At 68.0% G+C, this 26619-nt stretch carries 23 protein-coding genes; 18 read left to right on the top strand and 5 right to left on the bottom strand.

The window, feature by feature from the left end:
• The first annotated feature begins 162 nt into the window (after nucleotides 1-162).
• The 10 genes from yaaA to ASE75_RS05620 all read left to right on the top strand — a co-directional run bounded on the left by yaaA (nucleotide 163) and on the right by ASE75_RS05620 (nucleotide 10336).
• A complete protein-coding gene (yaaA, locus tag ASE75_RS05665) occupies nucleotides 163-915 on the top strand; it encodes a peroxide stress protein YaaA (RefSeq protein ID WP_055930249.1) in 753 nt (250 codons plus the stop codon).
• Nucleotides 912-1619 (top strand): SDR family NAD(P)-dependent oxidoreductase, encoded by a 708-nt coding sequence (locus ASE75_RS05660; protein WP_055930246.1) that lies wholly within the window; start codon nucleotides 912-914, stop codon nucleotides 1617-1619. The genes yaaA and ASE75_RS05660 overlap by 4 nt, the downstream gene beginning before the upstream one ends.
• Before the next feature lie 58 nt (nucleotides 1620-1677).
• Entirely contained in the window at nucleotides 1678-2649 is a 972-nt protein-coding gene (gene trhO / locus ASE75_RS05655) for an oxygen-dependent tRNA uridine(34) hydroxylase TrhO (protein WP_055930244.1), read from the top strand.
• Between the two features lie 75 nt (nucleotides 2650-2724).
• Nucleotides 2725-3789 (top strand): NAD(P)-dependent alcohol dehydrogenase, encoded by a 1065-nt coding sequence (locus tag ASE75_RS05650; protein ID WP_055930241.1) that lies wholly within the window; start codon nucleotides 2725-2727, stop codon nucleotides 3787-3789.
• A gap of 52 nt (nucleotides 3790-3841) precedes the next feature.
• Nucleotides 3842-4228 (top strand): reverse transcriptase-like protein, encoded by a 387-nt coding sequence (locus ASE75_RS05645; protein ID WP_055930238.1) that lies wholly within the window; start codon nucleotides 3842-3844, stop codon nucleotides 4226-4228.
• Nucleotides 4229-4304: 76 nt separating this feature from the next.
• Nucleotides 4305-4592, top strand: a complete 288-nt coding sequence (locus tag ASE75_RS05640; RefSeq protein ID WP_055930234.1) for a hypothetical protein — start codon at nucleotides 4305-4307, stop codon at nucleotides 4590-4592.
• A 50-nt stretch (nucleotides 4593-4642) separates the two neighbouring features.
• Nucleotides 4643-5275: an ABC transporter ATP-binding protein gene (locus tag ASE75_RS05635; RefSeq protein ID WP_235512522.1), complete on the top strand. Its 633-nt coding sequence runs from the start codon at nucleotides 4643-4645 to the stop codon at nucleotides 5273-5275.
• A complete protein-coding gene (locus ASE75_RS05630; RefSeq protein ID WP_055930228.1) occupies nucleotides 5272-7794 on the top strand; it encodes an FtsX-like permease family protein in 2523 nt (840 codons plus the stop codon). The genes ASE75_RS05635 and ASE75_RS05630 overlap by 4 nt, the downstream gene beginning before the upstream one ends.
• Nucleotides 7794-8855 (top strand): lipocalin-like domain-containing protein, encoded by a 1062-nt coding sequence (locus ASE75_RS05625; RefSeq protein WP_055930225.1) that lies wholly within the window; start codon nucleotides 7794-7796, stop codon nucleotides 8853-8855. The genes ASE75_RS05630 and ASE75_RS05625 overlap by 1 nt, the downstream gene beginning before the upstream one ends.
• Nucleotides 8856-8857: 2 nt before the next feature.
• Nucleotides 8858-10336 carry a deoxyribodipyrimidine photo-lyase gene (locus tag ASE75_RS05620; protein ID WP_055930222.1) on the top strand — a complete coding sequence of 493 codons (1479 nt, stop codon included), beginning with the start codon at nucleotides 8858-8860 and terminating at the stop codon, nucleotides 10334-10336.
• A 16-nt stretch (nucleotides 10337-10352) separates the two neighbouring features.
• Here ASE75_RS05620 and ASE75_RS05615 read toward each other — a convergent pair whose 3' ends face one another.
• Complete coding sequence (locus ASE75_RS05615) at nucleotides 10353-11498, bottom strand: extracellular catalytic domain type 1 short-chain-length polyhydroxyalkanoate depolymerase (RefSeq protein WP_156340197.1); 1146 nt, start codon at nucleotides 11496-11498, stop codon at nucleotides 10353-10355.
• Nucleotides 11499-11688: 190 nt separating this feature from the next.
• Between ASE75_RS05615 and ASE75_RS05610 the strand changes: the two genes are divergently transcribed.
• Nucleotides 11689-12633 carry a DUF808 domain-containing protein gene (locus ASE75_RS05610; protein ID WP_055930219.1) on the top strand — a complete coding sequence of 315 codons (945 nt, stop codon included), beginning with the start codon at nucleotides 11689-11691 and terminating at the stop codon, nucleotides 12631-12633.
• Between the two features lie 35 nt (nucleotides 12634-12668).
• Here the strand turns inward: ASE75_RS05610 and ASE75_RS05605 are convergent, their stop codons facing one another.
• Nucleotides 12669-13307: a TetR/AcrR family transcriptional regulator gene (locus tag ASE75_RS05605; protein ID WP_055930216.1), complete on the bottom strand. Its 639-nt coding sequence runs from the start codon at nucleotides 13305-13307 to the stop codon at nucleotides 12669-12671.
• Between the two features lie 96 nt (nucleotides 13308-13403).
• Here ASE75_RS05605 and ASE75_RS05600 point away from each other — a divergent pair, with 96 nt between their 5' ends.
• The 4 genes from ASE75_RS05600 to ASE75_RS05585 are packed head-to-tail and all read left to right on the top strand — an operon-like array spanning nucleotide 13404 to nucleotide 19671.
• Nucleotides 13404-14609: an efflux RND transporter periplasmic adaptor subunit gene (locus ASE75_RS05600; RefSeq protein WP_055930213.1), complete on the top strand. Its 1206-nt coding sequence runs from the start codon at nucleotides 13404-13406 to the stop codon at nucleotides 14607-14609.
• A gap of 6 nt (nucleotides 14610-14615) precedes the next feature.
• The gene (locus tag ASE75_RS05595; protein ID WP_055930210.1) at nucleotides 14616-17831 is read left to right on the top strand and encodes an efflux RND transporter permease subunit; all 3216 of its coding nucleotides are present in this window, start codon (nucleotides 14616-14618) and stop codon (nucleotides 17829-17831) included.
• Entirely contained in the window at nucleotides 17828-19324 is a 1497-nt protein-coding gene (locus tag ASE75_RS05590; protein ID WP_055930207.1) for an efflux transporter outer membrane subunit, read from the top strand. The genes ASE75_RS05595 and ASE75_RS05590 overlap by 4 nt, the downstream gene beginning before the upstream one ends.
• Nucleotides 19324-19671 carry a hypothetical protein gene (locus tag ASE75_RS05585; protein ID WP_055930204.1) on the top strand — a complete coding sequence of 116 codons (348 nt, stop codon included), beginning with the start codon at nucleotides 19324-19326 and terminating at the stop codon, nucleotides 19669-19671. Before ASE75_RS05590 ends, ASE75_RS05585 begins: the two co-directional genes overlap by 1 nt.
• A gap of 51 nt (nucleotides 19672-19722) precedes the next feature.
• Here the strand turns inward: ASE75_RS05585 and rimM are convergent, their stop codons facing one another.
• The 3 genes from rimM to ffh form a co-directional block, all read right to left on the bottom strand.
• Entirely contained in the window at nucleotides 19723-20289 is a 567-nt protein-coding gene (gene rimM / locus ASE75_RS05580; protein WP_055930201.1) for a ribosome maturation factor RimM, read from the bottom strand.
• A 106-nt stretch (nucleotides 20290-20395) separates the two neighbouring features.
• Nucleotides 20396-20806, bottom strand: a complete 411-nt coding sequence (gene rpsP, locus ASE75_RS05575; RefSeq protein WP_055930198.1) for a 30S ribosomal protein S16 — start codon at nucleotides 20804-20806, stop codon at nucleotides 20396-20398.
• A 50-nt stretch (nucleotides 20807-20856) separates the two neighbouring features.
• Nucleotides 20857-22377: a signal recognition particle protein gene (gene ffh / locus ASE75_RS05570; protein WP_055930195.1), complete on the bottom strand. Its 1521-nt coding sequence runs from the start codon at nucleotides 22375-22377 to the stop codon at nucleotides 20857-20859.
• A 246-nt stretch (nucleotides 22378-22623) separates the two neighbouring features.
• On the opposite strand from ffh, the gene ASE75_RS05565 reads away from it, so the two are divergent.
• The 3 genes from ASE75_RS05565 to ftsY all read left to right on the top strand — a co-directional run bounded on the left by ASE75_RS05565 (nucleotide 22624) and on the right by ftsY (nucleotide 26565).
• Complete coding sequence (locus tag ASE75_RS05565) at nucleotides 22624-24261, top strand: putative bifunctional diguanylate cyclase/phosphodiesterase (RefSeq protein WP_055930192.1); 1638 nt, start codon at nucleotides 22624-22626, stop codon at nucleotides 24259-24261.
• A gap of 91 nt (nucleotides 24262-24352) precedes the next feature.
• Complete coding sequence (gene mtaB, locus ASE75_RS05560) at nucleotides 24353-25633, top strand: tRNA (N(6)-L-threonylcarbamoyladenosine(37)-C(2))-methylthiotransferase MtaB (RefSeq protein ID WP_055930188.1); 1281 nt, start codon at nucleotides 24353-24355, stop codon at nucleotides 25631-25633.
• A complete protein-coding gene (gene ftsY, locus ASE75_RS05555; RefSeq protein WP_055930184.1) occupies nucleotides 25630-26565 on the top strand; it encodes a signal recognition particle-docking protein FtsY in 936 nt (311 codons plus the stop codon). Before mtaB ends, ftsY begins: the two co-directional genes overlap by 4 nt.
• Nucleotides 26566-26619: the final 54 nt, after the last annotated feature.

The following is a 26619-nucleotide window of genomic DNA, read 5'->3' as shown; positions in this document are numbered from 1 at the left end:
CTCCTCATGCGGTATCGGCGTCTCAACGCCCTGGCCTCGCGTCGGTTGCTCTAGGCAGGTGTGCGGCCCGGTTCAAGCGAGCCGGAGCTTAGCCGCCCTGATGACGAAACCCCGCTGAACGCCAATTGAACGAAGCGGCCGGGATCGCTAACCGCCACGGTCATGATCGCCATCCTGTCCCCCGCCAAGACGCTCGACTACGCCTCGCCCCTGCCCGACGTGACGCCGACGGTCCCGCGCTTCGCGGCCGAGGCCACGACCCTTGCTGCTGCCGCCAGCCACCTGACCCAGACCCGGCTGCGGGAGTTGATGCATATTTCACCGGCGCTGGCGAAGCTGAACGCCGACCGGTTCCGTGACTTTGCGGACGCGCCCGAACGACCCGCGCTGTTCGCCTTCGCCGGCGACGTCTATACCGGGCTTGAGGCGAAGACGCTGGACGCGCCGGCCGTCACCTTCGCGCAAGATCACGTCCGGCTGCTGTCGGGCCTGTACGGGCTACTGCGCCCGCTCGACGCGATGCGCCCCTACCGGCTGGAAATGGGCACGCGCTGGGCACCGCGCAAACCCGCGCTGACCGACTGGTGGGGCGACCGGATCGCCACGGCGCTGGCCGAGGACGTCGCCGAGGAAGGGTCCGGCGCGGTCCTGAACCTCGCCAGCCAGGAATATTGGGCGGCGGTGAACGGCCGGCTGCCGGCCGCCATCCGGGTGATCGGCGTCGACTTTCGCGAGCCCGGCCCCGATGGCCCGCGCTTCGTCAGCTTCCACGCCAAGAAGGCGCGCGGCCTGATGGCCCGCTACATGATCGAACATCACATTACGGAGATCGACGCGATGAAGGGCTTCGACACCGACGGCTATGCTTTCGACGCCGGTCAGAGCAGCGCCGACCGCTGGATGTTCGTGCGATGAGCGCGGGCAAGACCGCAGCCGTCGTCATCGGTGCATCGGGTGGCATCGGGGCCGCGATCCACGACGCGCTGGCCGAGGAGGGCGCATATGATGTCGTCCACGGCTTCGCCCGCTCTTTCGCTGGCGACCGCCATATCGACCTGACCGATCCGGCCAGCATTGCCGCCGCCGCGACGATCGTCGCCGCCGGCCCCGCGCCAACCCTGGTGATCGTCGCCACCGGCCTGCTGCACGACGACACGCGCGGGCCGGAAAAGGCGTTGCGCGATCTCGATGCCGACTGGATGGCGCGCAATTTTGCGATCAATGCGATCGGCCCGGCACTGGTCGCGCAAGCGTTCCTGCCGCTGATGCCGCGCACCGGGCGCAGCATATTCGCCGCGCTTTCGGCGCGCGTCGGCAGCATCAGCGACAACCGCATGGGTGGCTGGCACGGCTATCGCGCGTCGAAGGCCGCGCTGAACCAGCTGATCCGGACAATCGCGATCGAGGACAAGCGCCGCAACAGCTCGGGAATCGTCGTCGCGCTGCACCCCGGCACCGTCGACACCGCGCTATCGAAACCGTTTCAGGGCAATGTCCAGCCCGGCCGCCTGTTCGACGCGGGCCGTGCCGGCGTCCAGCTGCTCGATGTGCTGGACGAACTGAAGCCGACCGACAGCGGCAAGCTGTTCGACTGGGAGGGCAAGGAAGTCACGCCCTGACCGGCGTACCATGGCTGGCGGGGGTGCAACCCGGCGTCGTCCGGGGTAAAGTCTGACGATGACCCCCGATCCGCTGCCTGTCCGCGTCACCGCGCTGTATCACTTCACGCCGTTCCCCGAGCCGGCAAGCCTGCGCGATCCGCTCGACGCGGCGTGTCGTACCAACGGCGTGCGCGGCACGATCCTGCTGGCGCGTGAAGGGATCAACGGGACGATCGCGGGCACCGACGGCGGCATCGCCGCGGTGCTCGATCACATTCGCGCCCTGCCCGGCTGCGCCACACTGGCGGTCAAGGATTCGCGCGCCGCGATGATGCCGTTCCACCGGTTGAAGGTCCGGCTGAAGGCCGAGATCGTGACCATGGGCGAACCCGACATCGACCCGCTTGTCGACGTCGGCCATTATGTCGCACCGGCCGACTGGAACGCGCTGATCGACGATCCCGACACGGTCGTGATCGACACCCGCAACGACTACGAAGTCGCGATCGGCAGCTTTACCGGCGCGGTCGATCCGCGGACCCGCACGTTCCGCGAGTTTCCGGCATGGTTTCGCGAACACCGCGACGACCTGCTGTCGGGCAAGACCCGCGTCGCGATGTTCTGCACCGGCGGCATCCGTTGCGAAAAATCCACCGCATTCCTGAAGGCAGAAGGGATCGATTCGGTCTATCACCTGCAGGGCGGGATTCTAAAATATCTGGAGGAGGTGCCCGCCGCCGACAGCCGGTGGGAAGGCGAATGCTTCGTGTTCGATCAGCGGGTCGCCGTCGGCCACGGGCTGACCCCCGGCACCTACGGCCTGTGCCATGCCTGCCGGATGCCGGTCGACGCGACGGATCGCGCCTCGCCGCTGTTCGTCGACGGGGTCAGTTGCCCGCGCTGCCACGCCGCCCGGACCGACGAGCAACGCGCCGGCTATGCCGAACGGCATCGGCAGGCGACATTGGCGGAGGCGCGCGGCACCGCCCATGTCGGCGCGGTCCTGCCGCCCAAAGATACCGCCGCCGACACTGAACCAATGGGCTAGTCGCGGGTTAGTCATCATGACGCCGTCTGCCCCCGCACACGGCCCCTTTTTGTGTCTTGATGACGAGGTTCCCCCATGCCGACCCCAACCAATGCCTACGCCGCGACCGCACCCGACGCGCCAATGGCCCCGTTCAGCTTCGAGCGCCGCGATCCGCAGGCCAGCGACGTCGCGATCGACATCCTGTATTGCGGCGTCTGCCATTCGGACCTGCACACCGCCAAGGGCGAGTGGGAGGGGACGCTGTACCCATGCGTTCCCGGTCACGAGATCGTCGGCCGGGTCGTCGCGGTCGGTGATGCCGTCACCAGGTTCAAGGTCGGCGACATCGCCGGCGTGGGCTGCATGGTCGGATCGTGCGGTCATTGCCCGTCGTGCGACGATGGCGAGGAGCAATATTGCGAGACGACCGGCTTCGTCGGCACCTATAACGGTCCCGACACGGTCATGGGCGGACACACGTTCGGCGGCTATTCCGACCATATCGTCGTCGACGAGGGCTTTGTGCTGAAGGTCACGCATGACGAGGGCGATCTGGCCGCCGTCGCGCCGCTGCTGTGCGCGGGCATCACCACCTATTCGCCGCTGCGCCACTGGAAGGTCGGCCCAGGGCAAAAGGTCGGCATCGTCGGCCTCGGCGGCCTTGGCCATATGGGCGTGAAGATCGCCGCGGCGATGGGAGCCGAGGTGTATGTGTTCAGCACGTCGCCGGGCAAGCGCGACGACGCCATCCGGCTTGGCGCGAAGGATCTGATCGTGTCGAAGGACGCCGATGCGATGGCGACCCACGCCAACAGCTTCGACTTCATCCTGAACACGGTCGCCGCGGCGCATGATCTGGATCAGTTCCTCGCCCTGCTGAAGCGCGACGGCACGATGACGCTGGTCGGCGTGCCGGAAACGCCGCATCCCTCGCCCTCGGTCGGCAACCTGGTGTTTCGCCGTCGCGCGCTGGCCGGTTCGCTGATCGGCGGCATCGCCGAAACGCAGGAGATGCTGGACTTCTGCAAGGAGCACGGCCTGACCTCGGATATCGAGATGATCGCGATCCAGGACATCGAAACCGCCTATGACCGGATGGTCAAAAGCGACGTGAAGTACCGTTTCGTCATCGACATGCAGTCGCTGAAGGCGGCATGATGCCCAAGCCGGTCGACACGGTCGCGGGCGGGTCGACCGGTCCGTCACGACGATGAGCGACCGGCTCAAGATCTTCTTTGACGGCGGTTGTCGCGGCACGGCGGGCGTTATCGAGACTGCCGTGGTCATCCGCGGCGTCGCTCACCTGCGGAGCGACCATCCGCCCGGCACCAGTACCGAGGCGGAGTGGCTGGCGCTGGTCGACGCGGCTACGCTGGCGGTGGCCTCGGGCGTGAATGACGTCGTATTCGTCGGCGACTCGATCGTGGTGTTGAATCAGGCGCGCGGGGTTTCCGTCACGCGCGGGGAGAATCTGCAACGCCACCGCGCGGCATTCACGGCGCTGGCGGCGCAGATCCCCTATGTTGCCTATCGCCACGTCAACCGCGCGCAGAATCTGGCGGGCACCGCGCTGGAGCGCCTGCACGGCCGACGCTGATCGCAAATATCGCCATGCAACCGGGACCAAAGTCCCGGTCGCGCGTTGGGCGGCCAATCTGATAAGAGGAATACCCATGGCTACCACGATCACCGGCACGTTCGAGACCCGTCGCGAAGCGGAAATGGTCGTCGAACATCTCGTGCAGGAGCACGACATCGAACGCGGCGACATCGTCATCGGCACCGAGGATGACGAGAACAGCGTCGGCATCGCGCTCGATGGTGCGGATGAGGACGACGATGCCGAGGAAGCGGCGCTGGCGGGCCGGATCCTGGTATCGGTCGACATCGCCGACGAGGCGATGGTCGAGGATATCGAGGAAGTGTTCCACGAGTTCGGTGCCGAGGACGTGACGTCCTGACGACCGGCTGCTCCGATCCGCTGCTGACGGTCGCCGGGCTGGGTAAATCCGTGCCCGGCGGCCGACGACTGTTCGACGGCCTCGACCTGACCATTTGCGGCGGCGAGCTTGTTGCCATTGTCGGCGAAAGCGGGATCGGCAAATCGACGCTGCTGAACATGCTGGCCGGACTGGATTCGGCCGACGAGGGGTCCGTCGCGATCGACGAGACAATACTCGGATCGCTCGACGAAGCCGCCCTCACCGATCTGCGGGCCAGGCGCGTCGGCTTCGTGTTTCAGGCGTTCCACATTCTCCCCTATCTGACCCTGCGCCAGAACGTCGCCCTGCCGCTGGCACTGGCGTCGACCGATCGACGATCCATCGAAACCCGCGCGCAGGACATGCTCGACCGTGTCGGTCTGGGTACGCGCGGCGATGGCTATGCCCGCGACCTGTCGGGCGGCGAATTGCAGCGGGTGGCCATCGCCCGCGCGCTCGTCCACCGGCCGGCACTGATTCTGGCCGACGAACCGACCGGCAATCTCGATCCCGACACCGCCGCCCGCATACTCGACCTGTTCGCGCAGGCGGTACGGGACGACGGCGTCGCGGCAATCATCGTCACGCATTCGCGCGCGGCCGCCGCCATCGCCGACCGCACCCTGACGCTGACCGCCGACGGGCTGTCCCCGACCGCATGAACGGCTTTTCCGGTCTGCTCTCGGCGCGACTGGCCCTTGGCTGGCTGATCGTTGGCGACTGGCGCGCGCATCCCGCCCGCCTCGCCATGACAGCGGTGGCGATCGCGATCGGCGTCGCACTGGGCTTTGCCGTTCACCTCGTCAACGGATCGGCGCTCACGTCGTTCGAGGGTGCGCTCAGGACCGTCAACGGCGCGGCCGATGTCCAGATCAGCGCTACCAGCCCGCTTGGCTTCGACGAACGCCTGTATCCCCGCATCGCCACCGCGCGCGGCGTGATCGACGCCAGCCCGGTGGTAAAACTCGACGCGCGCGCGGCGGGCGACACCCGCTTCACCCTGCTCGGCCTCGACGTGATCCGTGCGGCGCAGGTCACGCCCAGCCTGATCGGCATCGCCACCGCCGGGGTCGACCGTGGCAGCGATGGGGCGTTCGATGGCGACGCGCTGTTCCTGTCCCCCGCCGCGATGCGCGCGCTGAACACCCGCCCCGGTGCCACGCTGACCGTCACCGCCAATGGTCGGAGCCGCCCCTTGCGCGTCGCCGGCAGCCTGCCCGCGATCGGCGATGCACAGGCGATCGGCGTCATCGACATCGCCGCCGCCCAGTGGCGCTTCGATCGCCTCGGCCGTCTCGACCGGATCGACGTGAAGCGGACCGATACCGCCAGCGACGCCGCGCTGTCGGACCTCCTGCCCCCGCAAGCCGTGGTCGGTACCGCCGCCAGCGACGGCGCGCGCAGCGACGCCCTGTCGCGTGCCTATCGCGTCAATCTCGACATACTGGCGCTGGTCGCGCTGCTGACCGGCGGGTTTCTGGTGTTCTCGGCCCAGTCGCTTTCGGTCGCCCGGCGGCTGCGCGCGTTTGCGCTGATCCGCACACTCGGCCTGCCGCGCAGCGGGATCGTCGCGACGGTCGCGGTCGAAGGGCTGGTGATCGGCATTATCGGGTCGGCGCTTGGCCTCGCGATCGGCTATGCGCTCGCCTGGCTGGCGCTCGACCGGTTCGGCGGCGATCTGGGGGCCGGCTATTTCGCCGATGGCGGGGTGCGGCTGACGTTCGCACCCGTCGCTGCCGCCGGGTTCTTCGCGCTGGGCACGGTCGCGGCGGTGGCCGGCAGCATCCTGCCCGCGCGCGCCGCCGCCCGCGCGGCACCCGCCGTCGCGCTGCGCAACGGCGGTGACCTGATCGACCCGCGCGCGCGTGTCGCCTGGATCCCGGCCGCGATCCTCGTCGCAGCCGGCGGCGCGGCGGCGCTGCTGCCCGCTATCAACGGCCTGCCTGTTTTCGGATTCCTCAGCATGGCGCTGATCCTGGCGGGCGGGATCGCCGGGATGCCCTGGCTGGCGCGGACCGTCCTCACCCCGCTGGCGCGCCGACCGGGCCGGTTCGTACCGTTCGACCTCGCGATCCGCCACTTGCACGGCGCGCCGGGACAGGCCGCGACGGCATTGTGCGGCATCGTCGCCAGCACCGCGCTGATGATCGCAATGGCGGTGATGGTCACCAGTTTTCGCGGCGCGGTCGACACCTGGCTGGGTCAGGTGCTGTCCGCCGACCTGTATCTGCGCATTGATGGCGGCGCGGGCCTGCCGCCGTCCGACCAGGCGCGGCTGGCCGCCACCCCCGGTGTTGCCGGAATCGCGTTCAGCCGACAGGTGCCGCTGACCCTGCGCGCCGACCGGCCGGCGGTCTCGCTGATCGCCCGACCGGTGGCGGGTGCGAACGACCCGACGCTGGTGCTGATCGACCGCGTCGACAGCCTGCCCGCCGGGGTGACGCCGGTCTGGCCGTCCGAACCCGCCGCCCGCCTTTATGACTGGACGGTCGGGCAGACGATCGCGTTGCCGATCGGCGGGCGCTACGTCGTCGCCGGCATCTGGCGCGACTATGCGCGGCAGCAGGGCGCAATCGTGATCCGCGACCGCGATTATACCCGGATCACCGGTGACCCGGTGCGCGACGAGGCGGCGGTCACGCTTGCGCCCGGTGCCGACCCGCAGGCCACCGGTGCCGCGATCCGTGCGCGGACGCCGGCGTCGGTCCGCGCGCAACTATCCATCGCGCAGCCCGGCACCCTGCGCGCCTACGCCCTTGACCTGTTCGATCGCAGCTTCACCGTCACCTATCTGCTGGAGGGGGTGGCGATCCTTGTCGGGCTGGCCGGGGTCGCCGCGACCATGTCCGCGCAGACGATCGCACGCACCCGCGAGTTCGGGATGCTGCGCCACATCGGCGTCCGCAAGCGTCAGATCATCGCGATGCTGGCCAGCGAGGGCGCGCTGCTGGGCGCGGTCGGCGCGCTGGGCGGCATCGCGCTCGGGTCGCTGCTGGCGCAAGTGCTGGTCCATGTCATCAACCCGCAGTCGTTCAACTGGACGATGGAGACGCGGATGCCGTGGACGACCTTGGCCGGCGTGCTCGTCGCGCTGGTCGTCGCGGCGGCCGGGACAGCGGTCGTGGCCGGTCGCCGCGCGGTCGCCGCCGACGCGGTGCGCATGGTGCGGGAGGACTGGTGATGCGCCGGATGACCCTTGCCGCCAGCGCGTTGCTGCTCGCCGCTGCTGGTCCTGCGACAGACTACCCGGTCGTCCGGCCCGGCGTGGCCATGCGCTTCCCCGCCGATCACGGCGCACACCCCGCCTATCGCACCGAATGGTGGTACGTCACCGGCCGGCTGCGGACGAAGGCCGGACGCGATCTCGGCTTCCAGATCACCTTCTTCCGCACCCGCCCCCGAACCGATCCGGCCAATCCCAGCCGGTTCGCACCCGGGCAGGTACTGTTCGCCCATGCCGCACTGTCGGACCCGGCGGTCGGCCATCTGCTGCACGGCGAGCGGGCGGCGCGCGCCGGGTTTAGACTGGCCCAGGCGCGGGTCGGCGACACCAACGTGGCGATCCGCGACTGGCATATCGTGCGGGGGACCGACGGTCGTTATCGCACCACCGTCACCACGCCCGATTTCACGCTGTCGCTGGTCCTGAACCCCACCCAGCCACCGCTGTTGCAGGGCGAGGCCGGCTACAGCCGCAAGGGACCGAAACCGGGGCAGGCGAGCCATTATTACTCCGTCCCGCATCTCGCCGTCTCTGGCCGGCTGACACGGGCCGGCACCAGCGAGGTCGTCACCGGACAGGCCTGGCTCGACCGCGAATGGTCGTCCGATTACCTTGGCGGCACGGCGGTCGGCTGGGACTGGACCGGCCTGAACCTCGACGATGGGGCCGCGCTGATGGCGTTCCGCATCCGTGGCAGGGACGGTCGCGCGATCTGGGCGGGCGGATCGTTGCGCCGTGCGGATGGTCAGGTCGTGCGGTTCGCACCCGGCGACGTCCGCTTCGTTCCCCGCAGGCTGTGGCGATCCCCGCGCACCGGCGCGCGCTATCCCGTCGCGCAGACCGTGCAGATCCGCCTGCCCGAAGGCGTCCGCAGCTGGGCGCTCGAACCGCTGTTCGCCGATCAGGAACTCGACGCGCGACGCAGCGGGATGCCGGTCTATTGGGAGGGCGCGGTGCGGACGCGCGGCGGATCGGGCTATCTCGAACTGACCGGCTACGCCGGATCCTTGAGAATGTGACGATGACCGATACGCTTCCCCCCGCCCTTGCCGAGTGGCCCGAGGCCCCGCGCGTGCGGACCCTGAACGCCGCCGCGGCGCGTGGCGGCGCCTATGTGCTGTGCTGGCTGCAACAAGCGTTGCGCGGGGTCGACAACCCGGTGATCGACGCCGCCATCCTGCTCGGCAATGCGCTCGGGCTGCCGGTGCTGGTCTATCATGGGCTGCGCGAGGACTATCCCTACGCCTCCGACCGGCTGCATCGCTTCATCCTTGGCGCATCGCGCGACCTGAAAGCGGATTGCGCCGCACGCGGCATCGCCTGCGTCCAGTTCGTCGACCGTGCCGATCACCGGGAACCGGGCCTTGTCTATCGCCTGGCCGACACCGCCGCGGCGGTCCTGGTCGAGGATCAGCCCGCCTTCGTGGCGCAGTGGCAGGCCAAACGCTTCGCCGCACGTTGCACCGCGCCCGTCTTCGCGGTCAACGCCGCCTGCCTCGTGCCGCCGGCCGTGCTCGGCGACGGCATCGCCTCGACCTCGGGCTTTCGCCGTCGGCACGAAAAGGTCCGCGACGACTGGCTGCACGGCACCGATGCGGAACCGACCATCCCCGCTTATGCCGGATCGCTGCCGTTCACGCCGGACATGCTGGGCGACGACGCGGCCCTTGATGCGCTGGTGGCTGCGTGCGCGATCGACCACAGCGTCTTGCCCGCACCCGATTTTCCGTCTGGCCGCGCGGCGGTGCGCGACCGGCTCGACCGGCTGCGCGAGACCGTCCTGCCGGCCTATGCCGGTGCACGTAACGATGCCAGCCGACCGGTCGGGGCCAGTGGCCTGTCGCCCTATCTGCATTTCGGGCTGGTCGGCCCGCGCGAGATCGTGGCGGCCGTTGCCGCCGCCGGTGCGGGCAAGGCGGCGACGACCAAGTTTCTCGACGAGCTGCTCAGCTGGCGCGAATGGTTTCACTACAAGGCACGCACCTTGCGCGTGCCCGAGGCATTCGACCGGCTGCCGCCAAAGGCACGCGACACGCTTGCCGCCCACGCCGTCGATCCGCGACCCGAGCTGGAAACACTCGATGCGATGGTCCACGGCGAAACGGCGGACGAAAGCTGGAACGCCTGTCAGAAACAGTTCCTGATCGACGGCTGGATGCACAACAACCTGCGGATGTACTGGGCCAAGCGGATTATCGCCTTCACGCCCAGCCCGGAAGCCGCATGGGCCACCGCCTGCTATCTAAACGACCGGTTCAGCCTCGATGGGCGCGATCCATCGACCTACGGCAATCTGGCCTGGGCGTTTGGCGATGCCGCGCCTGGGCACCGCGAACTGCCCGTACTCGGCTGGGTATCGGCCAAGTCGGATGGTTCGATCCGCCACCGCGATGGTGGCCCCGACTGGCTGGCCGCCGCCGCCGCGCGGCCGGCCGACCGGGTGACGCTGCCCGACGCGCCGCCGGTCGACCCATATTTGACGGGACAGGTACCGATCTGAGGATCGCCCCCCGGCGTCAGCGCATCAGGCCCGCCGCGCGCAGCGCGTCCTCGATCACCTGCTGAACCCCGTGCGGACCCGAACCAGCCGCCGGCCGCGCGGTGTCCGCCGCCAGTGTCGGCTGCGGAATGGCGCGCTTCACCTCGGGCGCCGGGGCTTGCGTTGCAACCACCGCCTCCCGCGTATCATCCAGCGCGATATCGGCCAGCAAGCCCCAGAAGGCGGCGATGTGCACCGTGCTGGAAATGCCGCTGTCCAGCATGAAGGGGCCGCTTTCCCCCACCCCGTCCGCGCCGGTCGGGTCCAGCGGCGTGCCGTGCGCCATGTCGGCAACCGTGATCGATTCGATGACCGGTTCACCGGCCGCGTTGCACCAGACGTCACGACGCTGGCCGTCGATCATCCCGCTATGGGTCGGCGCGCGGCCGATTCCGTGGACCAGCCGCCACTGCGCCACGATCCGCGCCGCGTTGGCGTGCACGACGGTGCGGTCGGCGCTGCCGTGCCAGACCGACACGCGCGGCCACGGCCCGTCATGGTCCGATGCGGCGTGAACCAGCGCCGCCAGCGCATCCTCGTCCAGACCGCCATGGCCGCGCATCCGGTCCATCGCCTCCGATACGGTCGTGGCACTGCCATAGGGCAGGCCGGCGATGATCGCGCCGCCGGCGAACACCTCGGGATAGGTCGCCAGCATGACCGACGTCATCGCGCCCCCCGCCGACAGGCCCGTGACGAAGACGCGCGTCGGATCCAGGTCGTGCGCCTCGATCACGGCCTCGACCATCTGGCGGATCGACAGGGCCTCGCCGCTGTCGCGTGTCGTATCCTCGGGCTGGAACCAGTTGAAGCAGCGGTTCATGTTGTTCGCCACCGACTGTTCGGGAAACAGCACCGCAAAGCCGTGGCGATCGGCCAGCGTCGACCAGCCCGATCCATGGTCGTACGCAGCGGCGGTCTGCGTGCAGCCGTGCAGCACGACGACCAGCGGCGCGCCGGCGGCGAGATCGTCGGGAATGTGGGTACGCGCGCGCAATGCGCCGGGATTGCTGCCGACATGGATCAGATCGCGCAGGCGATCCTGGCCCGGCGACGGCATCGTCTGGCTCAACTGGTCCCGCATCGCGGCAAGTCGGGTAATGGTATCGGACAATTTTCTCATGGTCGGCGTCTCCTTCGGGCCGCCAACGGCACCCATCGCTGACCGGTCCCTAACGCGTCTCCCGGATGATCGTTGCTGCACCGCACAATAAACGTATCGGCCGGCCCTGTCATCCTGCCTTGCAACCTTTGCACGACCGTCGGGTTCGACTAACGATCGGCGCGAAACGACACGGACGGGGGAAGAGCGGTTGGCTTCAGGATTAGTCGCATTGCTGGACGATATCGCCGGCATCACCAAGCTGGCGGCGGCATCGCTCGATGATATCGGCGCGGCCACGGCCAAGGCGGGCAGCAAGGCAATGGGCGTCGTCGTCGACGATGCCGCGGTCACGCCGCGCTATGTGGTCGGCTTCACGCCCGACCGCGAACTGCCGATCGTCGGCAAGATCGCGCTGGGGTCGATCAAGAACAAGCTGATCTTCCTGCTCCCGGCCGCACTGGCGCTCAGTGCGTTCGCGCCATGGGCGATCACGCCGATCCTGATGCTGGGCGGGGCCTATCTCTGCTTCGAGGGCGCGGAAAAGGTGATCGAGGCGTTCGGTGGCGGCCATGCCGAGGCAGTTGTCGACACGGCCGTCGATGCAAAGACGCTGGAGGACCAGAAGGTGTCGGGCGCGATCCGCACCGACCTGATCCTGTCGGCGGAAATCATGGCGATCGCGCTGGCCGATGTGGCCGAAAGCCCCATCCTCACGCAGGCGCTGGTACTGGCGGCGGTCGGCATCGCGATCACCATCGGCGTCTACGGCTTTGTCGCGCTGATCGTGAAGGCGGACGATATCGGCCTGCATCTTGCGACCAAGCCATCGACGCTGGCGCAGGCTGTCGGGCGTGGTCTGGTAAAGGGCATGCCGATTCTGATGAAGATCCTGTCGATCGTCGGCACGGCGGCGATGATCTGGGTCGGCGGCGGAATCCTGACGCACGGGCTGGAAACGTCGGGCGTCCTCGCGGCCCCCGCGCATCTGATCCATGACGTCGCCGAACACGCCGGCGCGGCGCTGGCCGGCATTGGCGGTGCCGTCAGCTGGATCGTGACGGCGGCGATGAACGGCCTGTTCGGCCTGGTCGTCGGTGGTGCCATCGCGCTGGTGGTCGGCCTGTTCCACAAGGCCCGCACGCCCGCGCACTGATCGCCGATGCGGCGGATGCATATGGCGGCTGCGGGTTATCCGCAGCCGGCCAGCGCCCGGATCTCCTCGTCGACCAGTCGCAGGATCCGGGCCTGCAACGCGGTGACGTCCCGGTCGACGGCGGATGCCATGCGGCTGCACTGACCGATCACCAGCGTCAGGATAAGGTCGGCGACGACCGCCACATCGTCGGCACGACCGGGTTCGGGCGCGAACACCGTCAGGGCCGCCTGCATGGTGTACCGGATCCGCGCATCCAGTTCCGCCATGATCGCCGCAATCCGCTCGTTGCGAACCGCCTCGGCAATGATTTCCGGCATCAGCTGATCGCGGCCGGCGATTCGATCCTGCACCACGAATCGGACGATCCAGTTGCGCACGCCCATCCGGTCGCCAGCCGCGACCGCCGCGCGCAAGGCCGCCTCGTCCAGAAATTCGGTGACGTCGGCCTCGACGATCGCGGCGATGATATCGTCTTTGCTGGCAAAGTCGCGATAGATCTGCCCGACCTTGACCCCGGACGCCTCCGCGATCTGGGCCATGCCCGTCGCGTGAAAACCCCGCTCGCAGAACAGGATACGCGCCGCCGCGGCCAGCCGCGTCCGTCGCTCCTCCGCCCGCGTCGGACCGACGCAGATCTGATCTATTTCGTCATACGCAAACACGTTGTGCACCGCACCATCCTTCGACTTGACCGACCCACGATTACTGGGCTAACGGCGCCTGTGAGTGATCGTTCACTCACACTAGCAGATCGAGCCCGAAACTCCATGATTAATGCACGTGCGCCGATGATGGCCTCCGCCCTGCTGCTCGCCGCGTGCGGTCAGCCCCAGCAGCAAGCCCCGGCGCCCACCGGCCCGGCGCAGGTCGGCGTCGTGACCGTGGCCAGCCAGCCCGTCACGCTGACGACCGAATTGCCCGGTCGCACCGCTGCGTATGAGACGTCCGAGGTTCGCCCGCAGGTGAGCGGGCTGATCGAGGCCCGGCTGTTCCGGGAGGGCGATCAGGTCCGCGAAGGCCAGCCGCTCTACCGGATCGATTCGACGCCGTATCAGGCCGCCGTCGCCAGCGCCCGTGCCGCCCTCGCCCGCGCGCGCGCCGCGATCGCGTCGAGCCAGGCGCTCGCGCGCCGCTATGGCGAGCTGGTCAAGATCAACGCGATCGCCCGCCAGGATTACGAAAACGCCATCACCAGCGCCCAGCAGGCGCAGGCCGATGTCGCGGCGCAGCAGGCCGCGCTGCGCACCGCGCAGATCGATCTTCGCCGCGCGCTCATCACCGCGCCGATTTCCGGCCGGATCGGTCGTTCGATCGTCACCACCGGCGCCCTGGTCAGCGCGTCGCAGACGAACCCGTTGACGACGATCCAGCGGCTCGACCCGATGTATGTCGACCTGACCCAGTCCAGCGCCGACGTTTTGAAACTGCGCCAGGCGGTGCTTGCGGGCGACGTGTCGCGCGGCGGCGCGGCGGCGCGGGTCAAGCTGACGCTGGAGGACGGCTCGACCTATCCGATCGAGGGGACGCTCCAGTTCGCCGACGTCTCGGTCGATCCCACCACGGGCACGCAGACCATTCGCGCCGTGTTCCCGAACCCGCGTGGCCTGTTGCTGCCCGGCATGTATGTCCGCGCCCAGATGATCGAGGGCACGCAGGCGTCGGGCATCATGGTGCCGCAGCGCGCGGTGTCGCGTGACGAACGCGGCGATGCGACGGTCATGGTCGTAGGTGCCGGCAACAAGGTGGAACCGCGCACGCTGGTGACCGACCGCGCGGTCGGCACCAACTGGCTGGTCACGTCGGGCCTGAAGCCCGGTGACAAGGTGATCGTCGAGGGTGGCATGTCCCTGCGCCCCGGCATGCCGGTCAAGCCCGTCGCCTGGACCGACAAGCCCGCGGGGCAAGGTGGGCGTGCGCCGGGCGGTCAGGCCCAGCCCGGCCAGCCCGCCACCCCCCAGCAGCAGGCGAAGTAAATCACCATGGCCCGGTATTTCATCGATCGCCCCATCTTCGCATGGGTCATCGCGATCATCCTGATGCTGGCGGGTGTCCTCGCCATCCGCAGCCTGCCGATCGCGCAGTTTCCCGCCATCGCGCCGCCCGCCGTCTCGATCACCGTCACCTATCCGGGTGCCGATGCCCAGACGCTGGAGAACACGACGACCCAGATCATCGAACAGCAGATGAAGGGGATCGACAACCTTCGCTATTTCTCGGCGAACTCCAGTTCGTCCGGCACCGCGACGATCACCCTGACATTCGAGCAGGGCACCGACCCCGACATCGCGCAGGTGCAGGTCCAGAACAAGCTGCAAGCCGCCACCCCGCTGCTGCCGCAGGAAGTACAGCAACAGGGCATCCGCGTCGCCAAGGCGACCGCCAACTTCCTGATGTTCGTCAGCCTGTATTCGCAGGACGGTTCGCATGACGGCAACGACCTGTCGGACATCATTGCCTCCAAGCTGCAGGATCCCCTGAGCCGCGTCACCGGTGTCGGTGATACGCAGGTGTTCGGGTCGCAATATGCGATGCGCATCTGGGTCGATCCGATCAAGCTGAACGGCTTTTCGCTGACCATGGCCGACGTGACGGCCGCGGTGCAGGCACAGAACGTCCAGGTTTCCGCCGGCCAGATCGGCGCGCAGCCGGCCCCCAAGGAGCAGATGCTGAACGCCACGGTGTCGGTCCAGTCGCGACTGGAAACGCCCGACCAGTTCGGCAACATCCGCCTGAAGACCGGCGTCGATGGCGCGGTCGTCCGGCTGCGCGATGTCGCACGGATCGAGCTGGGTGCCGAAAACTACGGCTTCGACGCCAAGTATAACGGGATGCCCGCCTCGGCGATCGGCATCAAGCTGGCACCGGGCGCGAACGCGCTCGACACGGTCACCGCGATCAAGGCGCAGGTCGACAGCCTGACGTCGCAGTTCCCGGCCGACGTGAAGGTCGTCTATCCCTATGACACCACGCCGTTCGTCCGCCTGTCGGTGGAACAGGTGGTGCACACGCTCGTCGAGGCCGTCGTCCTCGTCTTCCTCGTCATGTTCCTGTTCCTCCAGAACTTCCGCGCCACGCTGATCCCGACGATCGCCGTGCCGGTCGTGCTGCTGGGGACGTTCGGCGTGATGGCGCTGGCCGGCTTCTCGATCAACACGCTGACCCTGTTCGGCATGGTGCTGGCCATCGGTCTGCTGGTCGATGACGCGATCGTCGTCGTCGAAAACGTCGAACGCCTCATCACCACCGAACATCTCAGTCCCAAGGAAGCCGCCAAGAAATCAATGGACGAGATCACCGGCGCGCTGGTCGGTATCGCCCTCGTCCTGTCGGCGGTGTTTCTGCCGATGGCGTTCTTCGGCGGATCGACCGGCGTCATCTATCGCCAGTTCTCGATCACCATCGTCTCGGCCATGGTCCTGTCGGTCATCGTCGCGCTGGTGCTGACCCCGGCCCTGTGCGCGACCATCCTGAAGCCGCACGACCCGGACAAGAAAAAGAGCACCGGCCCGCTGGCGCGCTTCTTCGACTGGTTCAACGACAAATTCGATCGCGGTCAGGTGAAGTACGAACGCGGCGTGAAGGGCATTGCGCGCGGCTGGAAGCGGTCGATGATCGTCTATCTGGTCATCGTGCTCGGCATGGGCCTGTTGTTCGCGCGCCTGCCCTCGGGCTTCCTGCCCGACGAGGACCAGGGCTATGTCATCGCGCTGGTCCAGGGACCGGCCGGTGCCACGACCGCACGGACCGACAAGGGGCTGGACCTCGTCCGCAATCACTTCCTGAATGACGAAAAGGGCACCGTGCAGGGCGTGCTGACCATCAACGGCTTCAGCTTTGCGGGTCAGGGCCAGAACACCGGCCTGGCCTTCGTGCTGCTGAAGCCGTGGGACCAGCGTGAAGGCGCGGCCAACAAGGCCTCGGCCATCGCCGGACGCGCGATGGGTGCCTTCTCGAAATATGCCGACGGCCTGATCTTCGCGGTCATCCCGCCCGCCGTGTCCGAACTGGGCAATGCGACCGGGTTCGATCTCCAGCTGGTCGACAAGGTCGGCATGGGCCACGACAAGCTGTTGCAGGCGCGCAACATGATGCTGGGCATGGCGATGCAGGATCCGCGCCTCGTCGGCGTGCGTCCCAATTCGCTGGAGGACGCGCCGCAGCTGAAGGTCGACATCGACCAGGACAAGGCGCGCGCGCTTGGCCTGGACCTGACCGCCGTCAACAACACGATCGCGGCGGCGTGGGGTGGTGCCTATGTCAACGACTTCATCGACCGTGGCCGGGTGAAGCGCGTCTATGTTCAGGCGGACGAACAGTTCCGCCAGAACCCCGACGATATCGACAAGTTCTTCGTCCGTGGCGAATCGGGCCAGATGTCCCCCTTCCCCGCCTTCTCCACGCTGTCCTGGCGGCAGGCCCCGGTCATGCTGACCCGCTACAACGGCCAGCCGGCGATGGAATTGCTGGGTCAGGCCGCGCCCGGCTCCAGCACTGGTGCCGCGATGCAGGCGATGGAGGAAATGCAGGCCAAGCTGCCGCCCGGCACCGCGCTGGAATGGACCGGCCTGTCCTATGAGGAACGCCTTTCGGGCGGCCAGGCGCCGGCGCTGTACGGCCTGTCGATGGTGATCGTGTTCCTGTGCCTCGCCGCGCTGTACGAAAGCTGGTCGGTGCCGATCTCGGTGCTGCTGGTCGTGCCGCTCGGGATCGTCGGCGCGCTGCTGGCGGCGTTCCTGACGGGCCTGAACAACGACATCTACCTTCAGGTCGGGCTTATCACGACGATCGGCGTGTCGGCGAAAAACGCGATCCTGATCGTGGAGTTCGCGGAGGAACGCATCGCCGAGGGCATGAACGCCTTCGACGCGGCGATCGCGGCGGCCAAGCTGCGGTTGCGACCGATCCTGATGACGTCGCTGGCGTTCATCTTCGGTGTGATGCCGCTCGCGATCTCGACCGGCGCCGGTGCCGGTGGCCAGAACGCGATCGGCCGGGCGGTGGTCGGCGGCATGTTGTCGGCGACGGTCCTCGCGATCTTCTTCGTGCCGATGTTCTTCATCGTCGTCCTCCGGCTGTTCAAGCATCCGGCGGCCGCGAAGGGCGCAACCAGCACGGGGGCACACGCCCCGAACGATCACGGCCCTAACGACCACGGCCCGAACGACCACGGCACGCCGGCCCCCACAGAGGCATGATACGCATGAAGCCCACCCTCCTCGCCCTGCTGGCGGCAACGACCGGCCTGGCCGGCTGCAATCTCGCGCCGAAATATGTCCAGCCGGTCGGCGCGGTCCCGGCCGCGCTGCCCAGCGGCGGGATCTATCCGCGCGCCGCCACCGATGCGGTCGATATTTCGGCGATCGGCTGGCGGGACTTCTTCACCGACGACAAGTTGCGTCAGGTGATCCAGACCGGTCTCGACAACAACCGCGACCTGCGGCTGGCGGCGGCCAACGTGCTGCAGGCCCGCGCGCAATACCGGATCCAGCGCAGCGACCTGCTGCCGACGATCGCCGGCACCGCATCCGTCACGCGCACGAACAACGTGTTCGGCGCGGCGGGCGCGGCCGGGGGTGCCGGATCGGGCACGGGGACCGGTGTCGGCACTGGAGCAGGCGTCGGTACGGGTGCGGGTGTCGGCACCGGCACCAGCAGCGGCGACCTGACGATCTACAGCGCCAATGTCGGCATTTCGGCGTTCGAACTCGACCTGTTCGGTCGTGTCCGCAACCTCAGCGAAGCCGCATTGCAGCAGTATTTCGCGACCGAGGAAGCGCAGCGGGCCACGCGGATCACGCTGATCGCCGAGATCGCTACCGCCTATGCGACCATGGCATCCGACCAGGATCTCCTGCGGATCGCGCAGAACACGCTGGTCAGTTTTGAACAGTCGCTCAAGCTGACACGCGCGCAGTTCCGCATCGGCGTCGCCTCCGAACTGGAGGCGCGTCAGGCGGAAACCACCTATGAGGGTGCGCGTAACGACATCGCCGCCCTGCGCGCGCAGATCGCCCGCGACCAGAATGCGCTGAACCTGCTGGCCGGAACGACCATTCCGGCAGACCTTCTGCCGACCGCGCTCGGCACCGGTGTCGTCGCGCGTGAAACCCTGCCCGGCAATCTGCCGTCCAGCGTGTTGCTGCGCCGCCCCGACGTATTGCAGGCCGAACATCAGCTGATCGCGCAGAACGCGAACATCGGCGCGGCCCGTGCGGCGTTCTTTCCGCAGATTTCGCTGACCGCCACGCTCGGCACGCTCAGCACCGCGCTGGGCAGCCTGTTCGGCAGCGGGACGGGCACCTATTCGGTGTCGCCCAACGCCAGTATTCCGATCTTCGACTTCGGCCAGCGCAAGGGCAATCTGGATTACGCCCGCGCCAGCCAGCAGGCGGCGGTCGCGACATATGAAAAGACCATCCAGACCGCCTTCCGCGAGGTCGCCGATGCGCTGGCGCAGCGCGGCACGATCGGCGAACAGGTCCGCGCGCGCACCGCACAGGCGGAGGCGGCGACGGTCGCCTCGCGCCTGTCCGATGCCCGGTATCGCGCCGGGGTGGATTCCTTCCTGGTGTCGCTCGATTCCCAGCGCTCTGCCTATGCCGCGCAGCAGAATCTGGTCACGACCCGGCTGACCTATGCCGGCAATCTCGTCGAATTGTACCGCGCGCTTGGTGGAGGACTGAAGTGATGGCCTATCGCAATTTTTCCGACACGGCCTTCACCGAAACCGTGGCGGCGACCGCGCCCGCCACGCTGACTCCGCTCGAACGCACCACCGTGCTGCTGTCGATCCACGACAGCCGGTGTTCGCTTGGCGCAAGTCCCCGGTTCGACCGGATCGTCGGCGCACTGTTCGGCATCGCGCGGCCCAGCCGGCTGGCCGATGTCCGGCTTGAGGCGCTGCGCCGTTACGCGATCCTGCTGCGGATGGACGGCGATTCGATCGACCCGGTGGAAACCGCGACGCTGCGGGATCTGGGGTTCAGCGCCGGACAGATGGTGGCCGTCCGCGCGCTTATTGCGCAGGCCGCGTAATGGCATCCTGACAACCGTCCCCTGCAGGGGCGGTCGCCCCCGTCAATCGCCTCAATCGACGAACGCGGCGTCGATCACCATACGCGTCGCATCCCATTCGGGAACGGCCTCGATCCGCATCGGCACCATGAATCGCTTGCCGGTGTCGCGCTCGATCTCGATCACATCGCCCGCCCCGAAATTGTCGATGGCGACGACATGGCCAAGCGCGGTGCCGTCGGTCGATACCGCGGGCAGGCCCAGCAGATCGGCGTGATAATATTCTCCCTCGCCCAGCGGCGGCAGGGTGTCGCGCGAGACGCGCAGTTCGGTGCCGCGCATGGCCTCGGCGGTATTGCGATCGGTCACTTCGGCGAAGCGTGCGATCGTACCGTTGTTGCCGGCGCGCGCGGACTTAAGCGTCAGCGCGCCGTCGTTGAAAATCGTGTGGATGCTCAGGTCGTCGGCAAAGACCTTCAACCGGACTTCACCCTGCACCCCGTGCGCACCGATCACGACCGCCAGCGTCAGGGGTGCGCCGACGACGGCATCAGCCTTCGGGGGAGTCGTCGTCGCCGGCGGGGGCGTCGTCTGGCCCTTCGGCGGGTTGTCCCGCGGATACGCCCTGGTTGGTGGCATCTGGGGTGTGGTCGGACTGTGTGTCATCGGATTTTGGCGTATCGGCCATGTGGCGCGCTCCTGCGGGGTTGATCCACAGAAACGCACCACATGGCCGAAAGGCTGCTTACTCGGCGGTCGCGTCGGCGTCGGCCGGAGCCTCGGCCGGTGCGTTGGCGGCAGCGGCGGCCTCTTCCTGTGCCTTGACCTTCTCGGCACGCTCCTCGGCGCGCTCGGTTGCCTTCTCGCCGGGCTTGCCCTTGTTCGGGTTGTTGCGCGCGGTACGCTCCAGAACGCCGGCCGCGTCGAGGAAGCGGGCGACACGATCGGTCGGCTGCGCGCCAACGCTCAGCCAGTGCTTCGCACGGTCGGCGTCGAGCTGCACGCGCTGCTCATTGTCCTTGGCGAGCAGCGGGTTGTAGTTGCCGATCTTCTCGATGAAGCGGCCATCACGGGGGCTGCGCGCGTCGGCGACGACGATGCGGTAATAGGGACGCTTCTTGGAGCCGCCACGCGACAGACGAATGCTGATTGCCATTACATATGTTCCTTCTTCGTATTCAGGATTAAGGTCAGTGGGTTAAGTCGTTACTTCTTCTTGAAGAAATCCGGCAGGCCGGGCGGCATGGGCGGGCCGCCAAGGCCGGGAAGCCCGCCCCCCGCCTTGCCCATCATGTCGCCAAGCTGCGGGCCGCCGAGCGCGTTGCCGAGGCCGGCCATGCCGCCCCCCATCCCGCCCTTGCCGAGCATCGCCATCATGCCCTTCATGCCGCCCATCTTCTTGATCTTCTTCATGGCGTTCGCCATTTCCTGATGCATCTTCAGGAGCTTGTTGACGTCCTGCACCGTGGTGCCGGACCCCTTGGCGATACGGATCTTGCGCTTGGCGTTGAGCAGTTCGGGCTTCGAGCGCTCCTTCTGCGTCATCGACCCGATCATCGCGTCCATGCGGATCAGGATCCGGTCGTCGACGGCACCGCTCGCCATCGCCGCCTGCGCCTTCTTCATCCCCGGGATCATCCCGGCCAGCGCGCCCAGCCCGCCCATCCGCCGCATCTGCGCCAGTTGCCCGCGCAGGTCGTCCATGTCGAACTGACCCTTGGACATCTTGGCGGCCATGCGTTCGGCGTCTTCCTGCTGGATAGACTCCGCTGCCCGTTCGACCAGCGACACGACGTCGCCCATGCCCAGGATGCGCCCGGCGACACGCCCGGGATGAAACGCCTCCAGCGCGTCGAGCTTCTCGCCCGTACCGGCAAACTTGATCGGCTTGCCGGTGACCGCGCGCATCGACAGCGCGGCACCGCCACGCGCATCGCCGTCCATCCGGGTCAGCACGACCCCGGTCAGCGGCACCTGGGCCGAGAAGTTCTGCGCGACGTTGACCGCGTCCTGACCGGTCAGCGAATCCACCACCAGCAGGATTTCCGCCGGGTTGGCGATGTCCGCCACCGCGCGCATCTCGTCCATCAGCGCCTGGTCGACATGCAGTCGCCCGGCGGTGTCGAGCATCAGGACGTCATAGCCCTGCAGCCTGGCCGCCTGCATCGCCCGCCTGGCGATATCGACCGGCTGCTGGCCCGGCACGATCGGCAGGGTCGCGACCTCGATCTGCGTGCCAAGTGTCGCCAGCTGTTCCTGCGCGTTCGGACGATTGACGTCGAGCGACGCCATCAGCACCTTCTTGCGGTCACGCCCGCCGCCACCCAGCGAGGTCTGGCCCGCGGCCAGCCGCTTGGCGATCTTGGCGGTGGTCGTCGTCTTGCCCGACCCCTGCAGACCGACCATCATGATGATCGCCGGCGGGGTGACGCCCAGTTCCAGCTCGGCCGCGCCGGCATTCTCGCCGCCCAGCATCTCGACCAGCGCGTCGTTGACGATCTTGACGACCTGCTGGCCCGGCGTGATCGAGCGCAGGACGTTCTGGCCGATCGCCTTTTCGGTCGCCTTGTCGACGAACTCGCGCGCGACCGGCAAGGCCACGTCGGCCTCCAGCAGCGCGACGCGCACTTCGCGCATCGCCGCCCGCACGTCCGCCTCGGTCAGCGCGCCACGGCCACGCAGACGGTCGAAGACTCCGCCAAGCCGGTCGCTCAAGCTCTCGAACATCGGTTCACCTCAATACCACCCGCCACAAAACGCAAAAGCGCCGGCGGGCGAAACCTCGCCGGCCAGCGTGCGCCCGCAGACGCCGTGTCCAATGCGTTCCGTGATGGAACTATGTCGCCCGCATAGGGCAATGATGGCTGTGGCGCAAGCCGGCCGGCCTTAACATCTTCTATACGAACCCTGTGCGATGCGGGAGGCCGGATAGTAAAAGGGTTCTGCCCGGTGCGTACGAAACGATCAGCAGCCGTGCCAAACGGCACGCGCGACTTCAACGGCCAACGCGCCTTCATCAGTGGCGAGTTCATCAGCGGTGCCCTGATCGGTGCCGCGCTGCTGCTGTTTCTCGCCCTTGGCAGCATGATCCTCGCCAGCAGCCTGGATTCGATCCTCGGCAGCGGGTCGGCGATCGACCGGACGCTGACCGTCGCGTTCCTGCTGAATGCGGCGCTGATCCTGTTCATCTGGTTTCGTCATCGCGAACTTGGCCGCGAATTGTCGCGCGCCACGACCGCCACCGCGCGCGCCGAACGACTGGCCACGACCGACCCGGTCACCAGCCTGCCCAACCGCCGTGGCCTGATCGCCGACGGATCGGCGCTGCTGGCGATGGGGCGCAGGCGCGGCAAGGTGCTGGCGCTGATGATGTTCGATCTCGACCATTTCAAATCGGTCAACGACACCCACGGCCATGTCGCGGGCGACGCCGTCCTGGGCGCGGTCGCGGCCGCCGTCACCGCCATCCTGCCCCCGTCCGCGCTGTTCGCCCGGCTTGGCGGCGACGAATTCGCCTGCGCCTTCCTGTTCGACGCCGACCATCCCGGCGTCGCCGACCGGATCGGCGAGCAGATCGTCGCCGCGCTGGGGCGGCCTTTCGACATCGACGGCAAATCGCTGCACACCGGCGGCTCGGTCGGCATCGCCAGGTCGGACTATGACGGCACCAGCCTGGAATCGCTGATGCGCGCGGGCGAGATCGCGATGTACGCCGCCAAGACGGCGGGTCGCGGCCGGCACGTCTGGTTCGACGCGTCGATGGAACATTCGCTGAAGGCCCGCAGCGATTTGGAAACGGGCCTGCGCGCCGCGATCCCGGCGCAGCAGATCGTACCGTTCTTCGAACAGCAGATCGACCTGGCCACCGGCCGGCTGGTCGGATTCGAGGTTCTGGCCCGCTGGGCGCACCCGACGCGCGGCATCATCGGTCCCGACACCTTCATCCCGGTGGCCGAGGAAACCGGGATGATCGGCGAACTGTCACTGTCGATCATGCGGCAGGCGTTCGTGGCCGCGCGCGACTGGGACCAGAGCCTGTCGCTGTCGATCAACATCTCGCCGGTGCAGTTGCGCGACGCCTGGCTGGTACAGAAGATCATCAAGGCGCTGACCGAAACCGGCTTCCCGGCCAGCCGGCTGGAGGTGGAAATCACCGAAAGCTCGCTGTTCGACAATCTGGCGCTGGCCCAGTCGATCGTGGGATCGCTGAAGAACCAGGGCATCCGTATCGCGCTCGACGATTTCGGCACCGGTTATTCCAGCCTCGCCCATTTGCGCGCGCTGCCGTTCGACCGGATCAAGATCGACAAGAGCTTCGTCTCCTCGATCATCGACAACAGCGAAAGCGCCGCGATCGTCACCGCCATCGCCAGCCTTGGCGACAGCCTGAACATGCCGGTCACCGCAGAGGGGATCGAGGATGCGGCGATCGAGGCGCGACTCTGCGCGATCGGCTGCGCGCGCGGTCAGGGTTATCATTACGGCCGGCCGATCAACGCGACCAACGTCCGGCGGATCCTCGCCGAAAAGCACCTGCTGCCCGGCATGCCGGGGCTGGTGAACGGCGCAGGACTGACCGGCGAGCCTGACCTGCAACGCCGCGCCGGCTGATCCGGGTTCCCGAGCGGGCGCGCCGGTTGCCCGCGATGTCGCCAGCGATGTCGCATGGACAGCGGCGGTGCCCGGCCCTAGATCGACGCGCATGTCTGCCACGCCTGCACCCCAACCCGCGCATCAGCCCGCGCCAGAGGTGGTCAGCCTGGGCTGCCGCCTGAACATTGCCGAAAGCGAGACGATCCGCGGCCTGCTGGGCCAGATGCCGCCGGAGGGACACGACGTCGTCGTCGTCAACAGCTGCGCCGTCACCAATCAGGCGGTCAAGCAGACCCGCGTCGCCATCCGCCGCGCGCGCCGGGACCGCCCGACCGCGCAGATCGTCGTCACCGGTTGCGCCGCGCAGATCGACCCCGCCGGCTTTGCCGCCATGCCCGAGGTCGACCGCGTCATCGGCAACGGCGAGAAACTGTCGCCCGACGCCTGGGCCGGCACCGCGCCGATGGTCGTCGGCGACATCATGGGACTGCGTGAGACGGGCGCGCACCTGACCGCCGCCTTCTCCACCCATGCCCGCGCGTTTGTCGAGGTGCAGAATGGCTGCGACCATCGCTGTACCTTCTGCGCTATTCCCTTCGGGCGCGGGCCAAGCCGGTCGGTGCCGGCCGGCGCGGTGGTGGCGCGCATCGCCGGACTGGTCGCGGCGGGCCACCGGGAGGTCGTGCTGACCGGCGTCGACCTGACCAGCTATGGCCATGACCTGCCCGGCGCGCCGACGCTGGGGATGCTGGTCGACCGGATCCTGCGGCTGGTGCCGGACCTGGCGCGGCTGCGTCTGTCCTCGCTCGATTCGGTCGAGATCGACGACCACCTGTTCGACCTGGTGACCGGCGACGATCGGGTGATGCCCCACCTGCACCTGTCGCTACAGGCCGGCAGCGACATGATCCTCAAACGGATGAAGCGCCGCCACAGCCGCGCGCAGGCCGTGGCGCTGGTCGAACGGCTGAAGGCCGCGCGGCCCGACATCGCCATCGGTGCCGACCTGATCGCCGGCTTCCCGACCGAGGACGCAGGCATGTTCGCCGACAGTCTGGCGCTGATCGCCGACTGCCAGATCGTCCACGCGCACATCTTTCCCTATTCGCCCCGCGCCGGCACGCCCGCCGCCCGGATGCCGCAGGTCGCGCCCGATGTACGCCGCGAACGCGCGGCGATCTTGCGCGACGCGGCCGCCACCGCGAGATCAGCGTGGCTGCGCGCGCTGGTCGGCACGGTGCAGGACGTCGTCGTCGAAGCGCCCGGAACCCACGGCCACGCCGGCAACTTCGCCGAAGTGCGTTTCCCGCACGGACCGGCGACCGGCACCCTCACCCGCGTTCGCATCACCGCCGCCACCGACACCCATCTGCAAGGCCTTCCCGCATGAGCACCACCCCCTCCTGGCACGACAAGCTGATCGGCGGCTTCAAGCGTACGTCCGACCGGCTGATCGGCAATCTCGCCGGCCTCGGCGGCGCGCGGCTCGACACAGCCACGCTCGACGATATCGAGGAGGCGCTGATCGCGTCGGACCTTGGCCCCGAGACCGCCGGCCACATCCGCAGCCGCCTGGCCGAGGGCAGCTTCGAGCGCGACATGGAGGAACTGGGCATCCGCCTGATCGTCGCCGAGGAGGTCGAACGGACACTGGCGAAGGTCGCCATCCCGCTGGAAGTCACCGCCTTCCCCCGGCCGCAGGTCATTCTGGTCATCGGCGTCAACGGCTCCGGCAAGACCACCACCATCGCCAAGCTGGCGCATCTGCTGATGGAGCAGGACTATGGCGTCATGCTGGCCGCCGGCGATACCTTCCGCGCCGCCGCGATCGGCCAGCTCAAGACCTGGGCCGAGCGGGTCGGCGTGCCGATCGTGACCGGACCGGAAGGGGGCGACGCGGCCGGCGTGGTGTGGGACGCGGTGAAGAAGGCGACCGAAACCGGCATCGACGTGCTGATCGTCGACACCGCCGGCCGGTTGCAGAACAAGCGCGAGCTGATGGACGAGCTTGCCAAGATCCGCCGCGTGCTCGGCCGCATCAACCCCGCCAGCCCGCACGACGTCGTCCTCGTCCTCGACGCCACCACCGGCCAGAACGCGCTGAACCAGATCGAGGTGTTCAAGGAAGTCGCCGGCGTCACCGGCATGGTCATGACCAAGCTGGACGGCACCGCGCGCGGCGGCGTGCTGGTCGCGGCCGCCGAGAAATACGGCCTGCCGATCCATGCGATCGGCGTCGGCGAAGGCATGACCGACCTGCGCCCCTTCGATGCGAACGAGGTCAGCCGGATCATCGCCGGGGTGGAAAGCGTACGGAAATGACGGGGGCGATGCGCCGTTCAGCCACCCGACACCCCGATCCCCGCATACCCGTCC

Origin of the sequence: Sphingomonas sp. Leaf17 (genome assembly GCF_001421505.1) — a bacterium.
Classification (GTDB): domain Bacteria; phylum Pseudomonadota; class Alphaproteobacteria; order Sphingomonadales; family Sphingomonadaceae; genus Sphingomonas.
Note: the sequence above shows the minus strand (reverse complement) of the source record. Positions and strands in the feature narration are given on the sequence as shown.